At 51.9% G+C, this 15646-nt stretch carries 10 protein-coding genes and 1 pseudogene; 7 read left to right on the forward strand and 4 right to left on the reverse strand.

Going from position 1 to position 15646, the window contains the following annotated elements:
• Nucleotides 1-268: 268 nt before the first annotated feature.
• The 3 genes from SD70_RS13295 to SD70_RS13305 all read right to left on the reverse strand — a co-directional run bounded on the left by SD70_RS13295 (nucleotide 269) and on the right by SD70_RS13305 (nucleotide 5258).
• On the reverse strand, nucleotides 269-1747 hold the full coding sequence (locus SD70_RS13295) for an ABC transporter substrate-binding protein (protein ID WP_041048048.1): 1479 nt from the start codon (nucleotides 1745-1747) through the stop codon (nucleotides 269-271).
• A gap of 174 nt (nucleotides 1748-1921) precedes the next feature.
• Entirely contained in the window at nucleotides 1922-3442 is a 1521-nt protein-coding gene (locus SD70_RS13300; RefSeq protein WP_041048049.1) for a response regulator transcription factor, read from the reverse strand.
• Nucleotides 3435-5258, reverse strand: a complete 1824-nt coding sequence (locus tag SD70_RS13305) for a sensor histidine kinase (RefSeq protein ID WP_041048050.1) — start codon at nucleotides 5256-5258, stop codon at nucleotides 3435-3437. The genes SD70_RS13300 and SD70_RS13305 overlap by 8 nt, the downstream gene beginning before the upstream one ends.
• Before the next feature lie 199 nt (nucleotides 5259-5457).
• Between SD70_RS13305 and pdxR the strand changes: the two are divergent.
• The 7 genes and pseudogenes from pdxR to SD70_RS13340 all read left to right on the forward strand — a co-directional run bounded on the left by pdxR (nucleotide 5458) and on the right by SD70_RS13340 (nucleotide 15008).
• Nucleotides 5458-6902: pseudogene (gene pdxR / locus SD70_RS13310) on the forward strand (MocR-like pyridoxine biosynthesis transcription factor PdxR).
• Between the two features lie 213 nt (nucleotides 6903-7115).
• Nucleotides 7116-9341, forward strand: a complete 2226-nt coding sequence (locus SD70_RS13315; RefSeq protein WP_041048051.1) for a helix-turn-helix domain-containing protein — start codon at nucleotides 7116-7118, stop codon at nucleotides 9339-9341.
• 315 nt (nucleotides 9342-9656) lie between these two features.
• Entirely contained in the window at nucleotides 9657-11066 is a 1410-nt protein-coding gene (locus tag SD70_RS13320; RefSeq protein WP_052487393.1) for an ABC transporter substrate-binding protein, read from the forward strand.
• Nucleotides 11067-11167: 101 nt separating this feature from the next.
• A complete protein-coding gene (locus SD70_RS13325) occupies nucleotides 11168-12106 on the forward strand; it encodes a carbohydrate ABC transporter permease (protein ID WP_197081031.1) in 939 nt (312 codons plus the stop codon).
• Nucleotides 12103-12936 carry a carbohydrate ABC transporter permease gene (locus SD70_RS13330; RefSeq protein ID WP_041048052.1) on the forward strand — a complete coding sequence of 278 codons (834 nt, stop codon included), beginning with the start codon at nucleotides 12103-12105 and terminating at the stop codon, nucleotides 12934-12936. The genes SD70_RS13325 and SD70_RS13330 overlap by 4 nt, the downstream gene beginning before the upstream one ends.
• A gap of 37 nt (nucleotides 12937-12973) precedes the next feature.
• A complete protein-coding gene (locus tag SD70_RS13335; RefSeq protein WP_041048053.1) occupies nucleotides 12974-13975 on the forward strand; it encodes a Gfo/Idh/MocA family protein in 1002 nt (333 codons plus the stop codon).
• 154 nt (nucleotides 13976-14129) lie between these two features.
• Nucleotides 14130-15008 (forward strand): aldose 1-epimerase, encoded by an 879-nt coding sequence (locus tag SD70_RS13340; protein ID WP_269432468.1) that lies wholly within the window; start codon nucleotides 14130-14132, stop codon nucleotides 15006-15008.
• Nucleotides 15009-15087: 79 nt separating this feature from the next.
• Here the strand turns inward: SD70_RS13340 and SD70_RS39805 are convergent, their stop codons facing one another.
• Nucleotides 15088-15567: a zinc-binding dehydrogenase gene (locus SD70_RS39805; RefSeq protein ID WP_331436781.1), complete on the reverse strand. Its 480-nt coding sequence runs from the start codon at nucleotides 15565-15567 to the stop codon at nucleotides 15088-15090.
• Between the last annotated feature and the right edge of the window lie 79 nt (nucleotides 15568-15646).

Raw genomic sequence — 15646 nt, forward strand, 5'->3', positions numbered from 1 at the left:
CTCACGATGGACACCCTTGCTCTTGGCTAGTGGTTGGCCACTACAAGCCCCCACAGCGGACTTTCACCGCCTAGTTAATCGCCATGCGTGGCGCACTAAGAAAAGAACAAAAACCAAAGCGTTGCCGGCAATGCCATAAGAAGCAGCACTTTGCTTTGGTTCACATCTTTGAGAAAAGCTCTTAGTTTCGTCATGCCATCACACCTCGCGATGAGATAAAAAGATTAGGCGAATGCCGCACATTCGCCCAATCCGTTAAGTGGTAACTTTATTTCTTGTTCGCCGCTCTCCAGGCATCAAGCTGGCTCTGCACTTCGGCCATGATCTTGTCCAGCCCGGCCGCTTTAAACTTCTGATCCGCGAGCGGAATATATTTATCCGGATCTACGGTACCAGTCATGAGCGAAGACCAGAATTCCTCTTTGACGTTCTGAACGGCTGCGATTTCCGTCGCTACTTTCGTCGGATCGAAGTTGAAGCCAAGAATCGGGGAAGGTACTCCCGCTGCATTGAACTTTTTAAATTGGTCCCACTTGTCGGCAGGATCGTTTTTATCCAAGTACGTAATCAGCACGTTGCCCAGCGAGAACGTAGGCATGTCGTAATTTTTGGAATCCGGCAAGTTTTCCATTCTGTTGTTGTCGAGTTTCTTGTAGTGGACGCCTTCGATCCCCGAGTCGACCATATTGCGCAGCACGGGATCGGTGTTCAAGAGGTTCAGGAATTCCATCGCTTTCTCCGGATTTTTCGAATTGGCCGAAATCGCCTGCATCGAGCCCATGACCGACCAATTGTAGACCGTAGGGGAGCTGGCCGGCTTCGATACGACTGGATAGCCGTAGCTTGACGACCACAGGATGTCCGCGAGCGGTTGGTTCGTCGCCTTGTCCGAAAACCATTTGCCCGTCACTTGAACGTCGCTCAGCGAGCCGAGCGTTGCGGCTTCCGTCGGGATGTACCCTGCCTTATAGTAGCTGTTCATCGTTTTCAGAGCTTGTCTCATTTCCGGCGTATCGAGAATGTTCACGACTTTATAATCCGGATTGTCCAATTTGACCGCCATCGGCATCTTTTCGATGATGTAGTCATAAGGCACATAAGGCATGAACGTTTTATCGGCAGCAAGCGGGTAAACGTTCGGTTCCTTCTCTTTGATCGTTTTGAGCAGCGGCTCCAGGCTTTCGAGCGAATTCACGTTGTCCGTCTTCAAATTGTATTTGTCGAGCAAATTTTTATTGAAGCGCCATACGTCCTGAGCCGGAAGCTCTTTGTTGGCCGGTACGCCATAATTGTGGCCGTCGACCTTGGAGCCGCTCAAAAATACCGGGTCCAGCTCTTTCACGATGCCTTGTCCGTACTTGGGAAGCAGGTCGTCGATCGGCTTGAAGGCGCCTTTCCGCGCGTTCTGCACATAGTCGAATGCCCACGAGGACGTGAACATAATGTCCATATCCGCTCCGGAAGCGGTCAGCACTTGCATCTTTTGCGAATAGTCTCCCCAGTCGATCATGTTCATTTTGACCGTGACGCCGATTTTCTCCGACGTATACTTGCTGACTTCAGCCATCACGCGGTCCACGTCTTTTTGCGGCGTTCCGATCGTATACCAAATCAGCTCTACCGGTTTGTTTGCCGGCTGACTCCCTTTCGCATCTCCGGTTTCTTTGGTACCGCACGCACTGAGCGCCAGCGAAGCGGCAAGCGTCAGTCCAAGCGTTACGGCCAAACGTTTTTTCATCTTGCTCATTGTGATCCTCCCGTTCTGATTGCTTTGCCGTTTATCGCCCCAAGGGCTATATTTACAGTACCTCATGAAAGCATTTGCAAATAGACGATAAATTAAATGAACTCTGTCTAAAATAAAGAAAAAACGTTGCCATTCGATCTTTTTCAACAAAAAAGGAATGCTCTTCATCGTGCTCTAGAGCAATCCTCTGTAATCCGTCGGGGAAATTCCCACATATTTTTTAAATTGTTTATAAAAATAGCCCACTTCCGAGTAGCCGACATCTTTGGCGATTCCCTGAACCTTCAAAGTCGTTGTCTTGAGGAGTTCCTTCGCCTTCTCGACCCGGTACCGGTTCATATATTCCGTAAACGTCTCGTTCATTTCCTTGTGGAACAATTGTCCCAAATACACCGGGTGAATATGGAAGTGCGCCCCGAGCATTTTGAGCGACAGCTCTTCCGCGTAGGCTTGATGGATATATTTCAACACTTGCTGCACGATCGGGCTCCGAACGTCCGAGACGAGAAACCCGATCGTCGTATCGGCTATGCCGAGGATCGCGGCTTCCAGTTGTTCCGGCGTAACGGCGCTCCTGATTTGGTGGAAAGCGTCATGATACGCGTCCAATTCCTCGGTATGGCGTATCGCTTTCAGCTCCAGCGTAAAATGAACCAGCATCTCGAACGCGATTGTCTGAAAGTCATGCGGCGTAATTCCCGGCTGCGCTTGAAGGCGTCTGAAATCGCTCTGAATTTGTTGGCGCAGCTGTTCCTGATCTCTTGCCACGATCAGTTTGGCATATGCCGGCCAGTCAATGATGGAGAAATCGACTTTTTGCTTGCTGCGGCTCTTCTCCAGTTCGCTGTAATCGATCATTTGCAGCTCCGGATAGATCCAGAAATATTCCTGGGCTTTCTTCGCCTCCGCATAGCTGCGCCCGGCCTGGTCGGGAAGCTGCGCGACGCTGCCTACGGAAATGCGAAGCTGGCGGCCTTGAAGATCGGACTGAAGCTGCCGCAGCAAGTCGACTAGCTGTTCTCTGCATCGGTCGGCGTTATCCATCGCGGCTAGCAGCACGATATCTCCGTCCATATCGAAAAAAGCGGTGATCCAGCTGTACGGCTCCACCCGGCCTGCGACGAATTCGAACTTCTCGGCAGCGCCGGAAGGCATTCGCAATACGGAGGCAGCGATAAACTCGCAATCGAGGTTGAGACCAAGCAAATCTGCGCGTTCGTAAAACTCCTGCGGAGCGATCTGATCGGTTAACCAACGATGAAGCGTGTTATCCTTCAATATTTGTTTGCTGTAAGCCTGTACAAGCCTGGTTTCGTTGGTCGTATTCAGCTTCTCGACGGCATTGCGAAGAGTAGCTTTCAATTCCTGGATATTGACGGGCTTCAGCAAGTAATTTTCGATGCCGAGCATCATCGCTTCTTTCAAATAAGAAAACTCGTTGTATCCGCTGAGCACAACGACTTTCAAATCCGGGTAAACGGTTCGGGCCTGGCGGATTAACTCAAGGCCGTCCATCACCGGCATGGAAATATCCGTCAACAATATATCCACGGTTGTGTTCCTTATCGCTTCCAATGCTTTTTGCCCGTTGCTGGCGTGCCCGACGATTTCCAGCTCCGCTTCGGCCCAATCGATAATGTCGTACAACCCTTCGATGATGAACGGCTCATCGTCCGCGAGAAACAATCTAACCATCGGGGACCTCCTTTCCGGCGTCCATGGGCAGCCAAACGTCCACTACCGTTCCTTTGCCTAATTCGCTTTGCAATGTAACGCCATATTTGCTTCCATAGAGCAGCTTGAGGCGTTGATTGATGCTTCGCAGGCCGAAAGATTCCCCTTCCGTTTCTTCCATTTGCATCCAATGCTCGAGCTCGTTCAAGCGCTCCGGCGTCATGCCGTTTCCGTTGTCTTTCACTTGCACATGAAGGAATTCATCGGCCTGTTTCACGCGGATGTTTAGCTTATTATCGGTGCTCTCGCTGCGCAGCCCGTGTACGATATAATTTTCGATTACGGGCTGCAGCGACATTTTCATTACACGAAGAGAAGCCAGCTTCCGGTCGCACTCGATCGAGTAGGTGAATTTATCCTTATAGCGGATCTGGAACAGCTCGAGGTACAAGCGGCACGCTTCAAGCTCGTCCTTCAGCGTATATATTTTTTTCTGCTGCACAAAGCTTCGGAATAACGCCGACAAGCTGTAGATCATTTCGCCAACGTCATGGGCTCCTTGGGAAATCGCCCGCATCCGAATCACTTCGAGCGTGTTATACAGAAAATGAGGATTGACTCGCGCTTGCAGCGCCGTCAGCTCCGTATGCTTCTGCTTAATCTCCGCTTTATATACCCGGTCGATATATTGATTCAATTCCTCGATCATGTCGTTAAAGCTGCGGGAAATTTGCCCCAGCTCGTCCTCTCGGGCATCCGGAATCCGCGCATTCAGATCGCCTTGTTTGACCTTCCGTGTAAACCGGATGATCTGGTTGGTGCGCTTGGCAATGCTCAGCACGGCCAGAAAAGGAACGAGAATGGCGAAAAAGATGCATATCCCGCCAATAGTAAAGATCGTCGTCCCGATTCCCCGGGTGGACGCTTCAAGCTCGGTTTTCGGCACGATGCCGACGACGATGAAATTTCCTTTGTTCTGCGTCAGCTTCGTCACGTAGTCGCCTTGATTCGAAGCGCTGTTCTCGTATACCGAGTTGACCTGATCCATAAAAGGGTAAAGTTTGCCGTAATACCGGTCGGAGGAATCGAACAGGACGCCTCCGTCCGGCGACAAGACGAGAATGGTCCCTTTTACCTCTTCCTTGTCATTTTTTAGCGCTTTCCATATGCCGTCCGAGCTGAAGTATATGAGCTGCTGCCCTATGTTTTTTAACGTTTGCTTATCATTGATAGGCGTACGGATTGCGTACAGATGGTTGTCCCATTGATCTGCGGCTTCGCGGACCCATACGTTCGGGAGCGCGGCACTTTTGCTTTCCATCGCCATGACATCGGGCACGTAGGAATGGGCTGCGTTCACAGGAACGATCTTGAGCTGCCGGTTGCGCCCCAACACGTATAAGGTCTGTTGATCCGCGCTGTACAGAATGAGATCGCTGATATCTTCGTCGTCGTCCATGCGATTTTTAAAATAGGTCAAGCCGTCCTTCCACGCGCTGTTTCCGCCCAAATTGTACTGCTCCAGCCCATGCTGCACATACTCCTGAAAAGGGTGCTGCAGCATAAAAGTAACACCCGCGGCAAGCGAGCTATCCCGGTACATATCGAACAGGATGGATTGCGCCGAGTCGTATTTCCCCCCCAAATAATTGGTTACATTCGACATTGCCTTTTTTTGCACATCCAGTTCCCGATCGATCGCCGCTTTCGACATCGAACGGTACATGTAATAGGAGAAGGAAATAATCGTAACGACGGTAATGAGCGAGAACAGGAGAAGGAGCCGAACGAACAAGTTATTTTTGAAATAATTTTTGTAGATTGTCCCGATCCCCACTTGCCATCAACTCCTGCTGATAATCGGGTCCATTATAACATATTGGCGGCGGCTTCCCGAAAACCAGTCAATTTCTGCGGCCGACCCGCCATCCATGTTCAAGAGATTGATATACATTCGTCATTTTATTGATGAAAACAGGCGGTTCGTGCTTGCATGCCGCATGGTATGATGAAAATATTTATGCGGAGGCGATCTCATGCGGCAGCCGGACCGAGCAAGCAGCCAACCTCTATATCAACAAATCGCCGACGACATCGAACGGCGAATTCATACGGCGAGTTTCCGCCGGGCAGTGTGCTGCCTTCCGAGCGAAAACTAGCCGAACAGCTCGGCGTGAATCGAAGCACGGTTATCCTCGCCTATGCCGAGCTTCGAGCTCTTGGGATCATCGAAAGCCGTACGGGAAGCGGAACCAGAGTCAGCAAACATAAATGGGGAGCTATGCCGAAGCACACTCCCAACTGGCATCGCTATGTAGAAGGCGGCAGCTTTCTGCCGAATGTGCCCTTTTTGCGCCGTATCCGGGAAGCGCTGCAACAAGACAAAACGTTGATTGATTTCGCCAGCGGCGAGCTGGGTGCGGACATTTCCCCTGTGGAAGAAATCAATACGCTGATCGCCGAAAACCATTATACGGAATATCTCGGCTATGACAATCCGCAAGGCTTTGCTCCGCTCAGAGAAGCGCTCGTTTCGTATTTAAGCCAATATCGGGGCATTCCTGCTACGGAATCGTCGATCCTTATTACGTCCGGTTCCCAGCAATCGTTATATTTAATTACTCAATGTTTGCTTGCACCCGGAGATGCGGTTGCCATTGAAGACCCTTCTTATTGTTACTCGTTGCCCATGTTTCAGTCGGCCGGTCTCCGCTTGTTCCGTCTTCCGGTCGACCGCAGCGGAGTCCGTTCCGAGGACGTTCGCACTCTGTACAAAAAGCACCGCATCAAGATGATATTCACTAATCCCAATTATCAAAATCCGACAGGAAGGGTTCTTGACGATAAACGCCGTATCGAACTGCTGGATGTTGCGAGCGAGCTGGGGCTCCCGATTGTAGAAGACGATCCCTATAGCTTGACTGCCTATGATGGAACTCCACCGATCCCGCTCAAATCCATTGATCCCATCGGTTCCGTTATTTACATCGGCTCTTTCTCCAAAATCGCGGCATCCGGCTTGCGTGTCGGGTGGATGGTCGCTCCCCACCCCGTCGTCGAGCGGCTGGCCGACGCCAGACAGCAGATGGATTTCGGACTGAGCGTCGTTCCGCAAAAGGTTGCCGCTCAATTTCTCAAATCTCCGTATTTCCAACCTCATCTGGACCGACTAAGAATCAATCTGCAATACAAGAGGGATTTGTTAATCGAAACGCTGCGGAAAGAACTGGCGGATTTGGTCAGCTTCTCGATTCCGCAAGGAGGCATGCATCTGTGGTGCAAGATTATACCTGAATTGGATGATAATAAATTGCTGGAAGAAGCGATCCGCAACGGGGTCGTCTTTGTTCCCGGCAGCGTCTATGGCTCGGATTCCGGATATGTAAGATTTACTTATGGAAGGCCTAAGGCGGATGACATCGCTGCAGGCATTTCCAAATTTGCTTCATCGCTTCGGGCCGTCCTGAATTCATCCGGTTAAAAAAAAGCCAGGCCGCCGTCTTGTTGAAAATCCTTCAAAATACGAAGTTCAATTTTGCGCATATTCACTTTTTCGACATTCACTTTTTTTGCAACAAGCCTGATTTGCTGCTATCTTCTGTAAGCGGACTCCTGATTGTTGATCCTTGTCGAATTTGATATAATGCAATCACCATTCAGGCACCTTAAGAAGCGCTGAAGCGAGGTGAACCCTGTGAGCAAGAAATGGTTTTATCGGACTTTGCTTTCCTATATTCCGGTTTTCTTCGTCGTTACCGCTTTTTTATTCTTTATATTTTTTCAAACGTTGAGTGAACAGAACAAGAAAGAAACGATCAAAGCAAACAGCTTCGTCGCCGAGCAAGCCATTCGATTTATCGATCATTCGCTCAAGGCGATAGACGAAAAGGTGACCCTCGAATTACTGCGCAATCAGGATTTGGCCGCTTTTCTATCGAAGAACGGCGGTTCCGATCTGAAGCTCGAAGTATCGGTGATGAACGCGATGCGTGACCTCAAGATCACCAATCCGCTGATCGACTCGATCTATATCGTCCGCTTTCAGGATGAGACCGTTCTCAGCAGCAGCACGTCCTACCCTCTCTCGCGATACCCGGACCAACCTTTCATCACAAGCAATCGCAAGGCTCCGAACAGCGTATGGTCCGATTCCCGGAGCTTCAAAGAGTTTTCCTATGAACCCGATTCCCAAGTCGTTTCTTTGACCCGCGGCTTTCCTGTCTTTACTCAGGAGAAAGGGATGGTGGTCGTTAACGTAAAAACGGAATCTTTATACGGCTTGATTCGTCAAATGTACAATCCCGATATCAGCTTCATCCGATTGTACGGACACGAGGGGTCCGAACTTAGCGATGCATCGGAAAATACCGGGAAGATGGTGCAGGAGGGCGGAAAAGTATACGCCAGTTACGTCTCGGATTATACCGGCTGGCGGGTGGATAGCGGAATTAAGAAAACCGGGTTGACCGGCTTGATCCTGGATCTGTACAACATCTGGATCGGACTCGGGATCCTTGTCGTCGTCGGCGCCGTGGGATGGATCGTCTATGTAACCCGGCGAAACTACAAGCCTATTGAATTGATCGTTTCGCGTCTGGAGATCTTCCTCGCCTATAAAGCCCGGTTCATCGGCGCTGGAGCGGATGCGAACGTATTTAAGTTCATTGAATCGGCCTTGGACAGCATGATCGAGCAGTCCAACCAGTTGGAGCGGCAATATTATCAGGATTTAACCGTGCGGAGGAATTATTTCATTAATGAGCTGCTGAAGGGCACAAGGCGGGTAGGAGCCGAAGAGTGGAAGCAGGAAGCGGAGCAGCTGTTGATGCCGGCAACGTTCGGACGCCAGATCGTATTCGTGGTGGAAATCGATAAATATGCCGAATTTTGCAAGGAATACAATCACCGGGATCAAAATCTGATGAAATTTGTCATCAGCAAAGCGGTCGAAGAAACCGCAAGCGCCGGAGAAGAGTCGATATGGGTCCTTTGGACGTCTTCCCATCAATTGACCTGCGTTCTGCGGCTTGAGGAAGAAGCAGGAGCCGAACAATCGGAAGACATGGCTTTGTTCGAAAGCATAAGATCCTGGCTTGAAAATAATCTTCAGCTCACGGTTACCATCGGCATCGGAAATAGGGCCGAGCAGCCGGAAGGCCTGCGCGATTCCTATAACGAAGCGCTGGAAGCGCTTCGTTACAAAGCCGTATACGGCGACAACTGCCTGATTGACTACGGAAAGCTTCCTTCCAGGGGAGAAGCGAACGAACATATGCGGTTGATTTTATCGATTGTCGATGCGTACCGCCTTGCCCAGGACGACTGGCTGGACAAACTGAAAACCTTGTTTCAAGCCATGCGCCGAAGCGTGCTGTCGCGTGACGATATCGTTTCGCTGCTTCATTCGCTGACCTTTCACTTGAACCGTGCGGTCAGCTCGATCGGCCCGCAATTCCAGCCGTTGTGGAAGGATCGCGTCTTCCCGCAATTGCAAGCGCTGCCGGATGCCTTCGAAATGCTGGAGGAGATCGAAGCGCAGTATACGTTAGTGCTGCGGCAATTCGCCGATGAGCTTCATGAGCTTCGCGACGCCAAAACAAACCATCTTGCAATCCACGAGGTCAAGGCATACCTGGAGCACAACTTTACCAATCCGAACCTTTCCCTCGATTTTCTGAGCGATCAATTCGGCATGAACGGCAAATATGTCAGCAAATTGTTCAAAGAAGCCTATGGGGTCAAGTTCGTCGATTACCTGATTGACTTAAGAATCGAGCATGCCAAACGGATGCTGAAAGAAACCGACAACACCGTTCAGGAAATCGCCGAAAGCGTCGGCTATTCGAGCGCCATTTCCTTTATCCGGACCTTCAAGAAGGTCACGGGCGTATCTCCGGGAGATTACCGCAAGGAAAAATGATAAAAAGTTCATTGTAGAAAAAAGTTTATGTCCGTTAGAACCGATGCCCAAACCGCATGCTCCAACATGCGTCCTTGCGGCATCCGTTTTTTTATATTCGCCTCCCGCCGCTGCCGCACAAGCCGCTTGAGCCCGGGCATTCGGCGCATAGGAGATGACAATAAGTTTATCGGGGAAAACTATTCATTGAGTAAAAGGAACGGCTGCGGTTAAGATGATGGCAGGTCGACCGAACCAGCAGTACGAATAGCGGCAAGCCGCAAAGCTTTACCAAAGGATCCGAACGATACTTATGTACATGGGGGAAGAGGCATAATGATTCATACGGATAACAAAGCGAACAATTATTTATGGAAAAAGCGGGCGGCGGGCTCCGCAGCGCTTCTGGTGATAGCAGGCTCGGCGCTTGCCGGCTGCAGCAACGCGGACCAGAAACCCGCGGCTAGTGCGGATGCCGGAAGCAGCAAGAGCGGCGAAGCGATTACCTTAACGTTCGAAACGTCGCTTTATGCGGAAGCGCCTCATAAGAAAGCGATCGACGCATTGATCAGCAAGTATAACCAGCTCAATCCTAACGTCAAAATCACGGTTCACGGCGCGGATTATGAAAATTTCTGGGATAAGCTGACTACGGAAGTAATCGCAGGCACGCAAGGCGATATCGTTCAGGTATATCCCGAAAACATCTCCACGTACAATTCGCTGGTCGATGGCGGAGCATTCGTCAATCTCGACCCTTATATCAAAGGCAAAGATCTGGAGAAGAAGCTGGTCGGACAAGAGCTCAGCAAAATCGGGGATTCGTATTACGCCATTTCCAACTATGCATGGGGCAATACCGGCATCTTCTACCGCAAGTCGTTGTTCAAAAAAGCCGGAATCGATCCGGACAGCATCAAGACGCTTGAAGACTTCAAGAATGCAGCCGTCAAGCTCGGCGTCGATACGGACGGCGACGGCAAGCTCGATCAGTACGGATTCGCCAGTGTCGTCGGCTCTCATCCGTTCGTAGCTTCCGAATGGTACCGTCTGGTGGCAAGACCTGTTTCCGGCGGTATTTTCTTCCCTGACGGCGAATCGGGTCCGTATAAGGCAGACCGCATCAACGTAAACTCCGAGGCCAATGTGTGGGCAGCAAAATGGTGGCAGGACTTCATTAATAATCCGCGTGCTACTCCTCCGGGAACTCGCGACAAGAAGGTAGGACGCGAAATGTTCTGGAACGGCCAGGCGGCCATGAACATGGACGGCCCTTGGTTCATCGGCATGACCAAGGAACGGGATCCGAAGCTGATGGATGATTTGGGTCTGATGCCACAGCCGGCTATTGAGTACAACGGCAAAACATACAAGCCGAATCCGCATACGAATCCGTCCGTTGCCATGATTTCGAAAAAGAGCAAGCATCCTGAGGAAGCCTGGAAATTCCTCGAATGGATGACGAGCGAGGAAGCGCAGCAAATGATCGCCGGGTCGGGCATGATTCCGAGCAACAAGAATTATGTCGCAACAGACGCCTACAAGAAGGATAATCCGCTTGCGGTGAAATTCATGGATTATCTGAATAACCTGTACGCACCTGCCGTCATGGACCCGCCGATTCCGGAGCAAGGCACTTTGTCGCAAATTATTATCAATACCGCTCAAGATATTTTCGTCGGCAAAAAAGACCCGAAAGCCTCTCTCGATGAAGCAGCCGCGAAAATGAAAGAAGCTTTCAAATAATCTTCGGAGATTTGCGCGGCCGGCTTGCATGGTGACCGTTCGTCGAAACGGCTCCGTCGCTGACCGCGCCTTCTTTATCGCCGAATTGCTAAGGAGGGCCCATGAAACCAGGAGTAACCCCGCTTATCGAGCAACCTTCCTTATGGAAAAGGGAAATGAAGCGATTGAAGGATAACCGGGTCGGTTATCTGTTTATCGCCCCGCTCGTCATTTCCGTCGCATTGGTCTTGCTCTATCCGATCGGCAAAGCAGCTCTGATGAGCTTTCAATATTGGCTAGTAACCAAGCCCAAGAACGGCCATCCGTTTGTCGGCCTGGACAACTACAGGGAATTGTTCGCTTCGGATTATTTCTACAGATCGCTAGGTATTACATTCTTATACATTATCGTCACGGTTGCGGCGAGATACGTGCTCGGACTCTTAACCGCCTTGCTGCTGAACAAAAATTTCAAGGGTCGGGGACTTGTCCGGGCACTGGTCATTATCCCTTGGGCCGTGCCGGAAGTGGTGACGTGCCTCGTGTTCATTCTGATGTACGACTACCGCTACGGCGTTATTAACGACCTGCTGTTGAAGATGAAGATGATATCCAATCCCGTCGCGTTTTTGGGCGATTCGCATACGGCGCTCGGAGCGGCGATGTTCGTCAATATATGGAAGGGATTCCCTTTCGCCGCCATCATGCTGCTGGCCGGTTTGCAAAGTATCCCCAAAGACTTGTACGAAGCCGCTACCGTTGACGGGGCTGGGATATGGCGGCAATTCCGCAGCGTCACGCTGCCGATGCTGCGTCCGGTTTCAGTCGTCGTCTTTCTCCTATTGGTCGTATGGACGATCAAGGATTTCGGTATCGTCTACGTATTGACTGGCGGCGGACCTAGCCGGGTTACGGAAATTTTAACGATATTCATTTATAAGATCGGCTTCAAAACGTTCAACTTCGGTGTGGCTGCCGCCGGCGGTATGATTCTGTTATTGATCTCTATCGTCTTTACCTTGATTTACTTGAAAGCGACGAAAGCGGGGGAAACGACATGAAGCTGAGACAACCGCTGATCTATCTGGGTGCCGTGCTGATTTCTTTATTTGCGATTTCCCCCTTCGTGTGGATGGTTCTCACTTCGATGAAGCCGCAAAGCGATATTTACAGCTCGCCCTTGTCTTACTTTCCGACGTCCTTGCACACGGGCGGCTATACAGCCATGCTGAATCCGCATGCGGACGACAACGTGAATTTTATGAAATGGTTCTACAATACGGTGATCGTCTCCTTGCTGACAACCGTATTTTCCATCGTGATCTCCGCGCTCGGCGGGTATTCAATGTCGCGGTTCCGTTACCGCGGACGGATGGCGATCGGCTACCTGATTCTGATTACGCAGATGCTGCCGGGCTCGCTGCTGATCATCCCGCTCTATATCATCATGAAACAGTATAACTTGCTGAATTCGCATTTCGGGCTGGTCATCGCTTATTCCACCGTAGCTATTCCGTTCTGTACCTGGATGCTCAAGGGCTACTTCGACAGCGTATCCTCTTCGATCGACGAAGCGGCCATGGTGGACGGGGCTGGACGCTGGAGAACCTTTGCCTCGATTATAATGCCTTTAACGCTGCCGGGGCTCGTCGTGACCGCCATCTTTTCTTTTCTGACAAGCTGGAACGAGTTTTTGTTTGCGCAGACATTCCTCAGCGATTACGGAAAATGGACGCTTTCGGTCGGCATTGCCAGCTTCCAGGGCCAATATGTGGTCAACTGGGACTACCTGATGGCAGGCTCCGTCATGACGACGCTGCCGATCGTCATCGCTTTCTGGGCGCTTCAAAAATATTTGGTCAGCGGGATGACCGCCGGGGCCGTCAAATAATCCATTTGGAATCCATTTAAAGGAGAGAGCAGAAATCATGATCAAGTTTGGTATTGTAGGAATGGGAATTCGGGGAAGCTTGTTTGCGGATACGATCCGCCAAAACCCTTATGCGGAGCTGGTCGCAGTAAGCGACGCTTTCGAGGCCACATTGAACCGTTCGAAGGAAAAATACGGTGTGCCGGGATATTTGAACGTCGCGGAGATGATCGAAAAGGAGCAGTTGGACGCCATCGTTATCGCAACGCCGGACTTCCTGCACCGGGAACCGGTCATGCTTGCAGCGGCGAAAGGCATCCACATCATGGTCGAAAAACCTTTCTCGACCGTAGTGGAGGAAGCCGAGACGATGTATGCCGCCGTCAAAGCCTCCGGGGCCAAATGTCTCGTCGCCTTCGAGAACCGCTGGAACGCGCCGTTTGTAGCCGTGAAGGAAGCGGTCGATAAAGGCGAAATCGGCAACATCATCACCGTGAACTCGCGCTTGAACGATACGATTTATGTGCCGACGCAAATGCTCAAATGGTCGAAGGGCTCGACGCCGGGATGGTTCCTGTTCCCTCATGCAACGGATATTGCGATTTGGCTGAAAGGCGTGAAGCCGGTGAAAGTATACGCCGTCGGCACGAAGAAGAAGCTCGTATCCATGGGCATCGACACGTACGACTCGATTCAAGCCGTCGTGACCTTCGAGGACGATACGCATGCCACCTTTACCACCAGCTGGATTTTGCCGGAATCGATGCCGCTCATTTACGATTTCAAGTTTGAGATTATCGGGGAACACGGCGCTCTGTATGTCGATTTGTCGGATCAAATGGTGCGCAAAGCGGTCACCGACTATAAGCACGTGCATACGCTCGGGACGCCGATCAACGGCTTGTACACCTCGGCGCCAAGCTATATGCTCAATTCGTTCATCGACAATATTCGTTTGGACACCGAGCCGGCCAGCGACGCTGCGGCGGGTCTGCTGAACACGCGGCTTGTTCATGCGATTCACCGTTCGGTGGAAACTGGAGAGATCCAATCGATCTAACAAGCAGAGAGGATGTAAGTTCGCATGAGCGGAAACGCAGTGTATCATAGCGAATTTCTTGGACAAAGCGCTGTCACGGCCGAAACGGACGATTTGGAGTTAACCGTCGTTCCGGCCTGGGGCAGCCAGGCCGTCCGTTTGCGCAGCAAGACGCATTGCCTCGAGCTGCTCCGCGTCCCGCCGAGCGTCAAAAGCCTACCGGCAAATGCCGCTGCTTTACGGCATCCCTGTGCTCTTTCCGCCCAATCGCATCGAGAACGGCCGGTTCGTTTATAACGGCCGCGAATATCAATTCGAGCGAAACGAGAAGAACACCGGACATCATGCCCACGGCATGGTCTATCAGCGCCGGTGGGAGCTGCTCAAGGGCAGCGCGGAAGCCGGGGAGGCAGTGATCGTCACGAAATTCGATTCCGCGCAGCATCCGGATGTGATAGCGCAATTCCCGCACCGTTTCCGGGTTCGCATGACCTTTACGCTGCGGGGCTCCAAGCTCATTCAGGAAGCCGAGGTAACCAACCTGAGCGAAGAAGCTTTTCCTTGGGGGCTCGGCTACCATACGACGTTTTCGTTTCCGTTCCGCGGCAAGGAGGACAGGCTGGACAAGTGTACCCTGGCGGTAAATGCCGCCAAACGGTGGGTATTGAACAGCCAGTTCCTGCCTACCGGGGAATTGCAGGACTTCGACGGCCGCGAGCGGCTCAATGCGGGCCTTCCGATGGAAGGCGTCGTGCTCGACGATGTCTTTTTGTCTTCGGCAGGTTGCGGAGAAACGCCGAACGAAGCGCTGCTGACGGATGGGAACATCGGGCTGAAGGTCGCTTACCGGTGCGACGGCAATATGACGCAGTGGGTGCTGCACAACGGTGGCGGTGGGCAGGGCTTTTTTTGTCCCGAGCCATACACTTGGGTTACGAACGCGCCGAATTTGCCGCTCGACCGTTCACTGACCGGCTTGCAGGAGTTGGAGCCAGGAATGAGCCGGACGGTGCGGTGCCTGATCGCCATCGAACCGGCGGAGACGAGCGTCTGATCGGCTGCACCGGCAGCATTCGCGCTCGACAAAGGCAAAAATTATCGGGAACAGGTTTTCGGTCCGAAATGGAAGAGAGTCACCGCGGGCCGTAAGCAAGCAAAGTTCCTACGGCTGCCGAAGGCGCGGCGTGCTCCGCAAAAGCGGCCGCCGCTTGTTCCACAGGGTAAATCCCGGAAATGAGCGGCGCGGCGAAAATGCGCTTTTCCGCCAAAAGCCGGATATATTCCGCGGTGTTTCGGCCTTCCGTCCAGCGCACGTAACCGATCGGATAGTCGCGGTTTTCTTGTTCGTACTGCGGATCGTACCGCCCGGGGCCCCCGGCTCGGGAGATAAGCACCTGGGCTTCCTTCGCGAACATGTCCCCGCGTGAAAATTCAGCCGTCAAATCGCCGACAATGACAACCTTGCCCCTGTCCCGCAGCCAGCGGAACGAATCGTTGATCAGCTTTTGCCCGCTGCCGCCTACGCAAAGAATGACGCTGTCGAAGCCGGTTCCGCCTGTCATCCCGGCCAGCCGGGCTTCAAAGTCAGCCTGGCTGCCGTACGCGTCCTTCACCCCCGCAGCCGCGGAGCAGCTGCGCCCGCGTCTCGCTCAAATCCAGTCCGGCTGTACGAAACGCGGCCGCGTTCGCGAT

The organism is Gordoniibacillus kamchatkensis, from assembly GCF_000829455.1.
In the GTDB taxonomy this organism is placed as follows: domain Bacteria; phylum Bacillota; class Bacilli; order Paenibacillales; family NBRC-103111; genus Gordoniibacillus; species Gordoniibacillus kamchatkensis.

Bases quoted from the DNA above. Each gene is read 5' to 3' on its own strand.
- SD70_RS13335 (WP_041048053.1), top strand. From the start codon at position 12,974: ATGATCAAGTTTGGTATTGTAGGAATGGGAATTCGGGGAAGCTTGTTT.
- SD70_RS13330 (WP_041048052.1), top strand. From the start codon at position 12,103: ATGAAGCTGAGACAACCGCTGATCTATCTGGGTGCCGTGCTGATTTCT.
- SD70_RS13300 (WP_041048049.1), bottom strand. From the start codon at position 3,442: ATGGTTAGATTGTTTCTCGCGGACGATGAGCCGTTCATCATCGAAGGG.
- SD70_RS13295 (WP_041048048.1), bottom strand. From the start codon at position 1,747: ATGAGCAAGATGAAAAAACGTTTGGCCGTAACGCTTGGACTGACGCTT.
- SD70_RS13325 (WP_197081031.1), top strand. From the start codon at position 11,168: ATGAAACCAGGAGTAACCCCGCTTATCGAGCAACCTTCCTTATGGAAA.
- SD70_RS13320 (WP_052487393.1), top strand. From the start codon at position 9,657: ATGATTCATACGGATAACAAAGCGAACAATTATTTATGGAAAAAGCGG.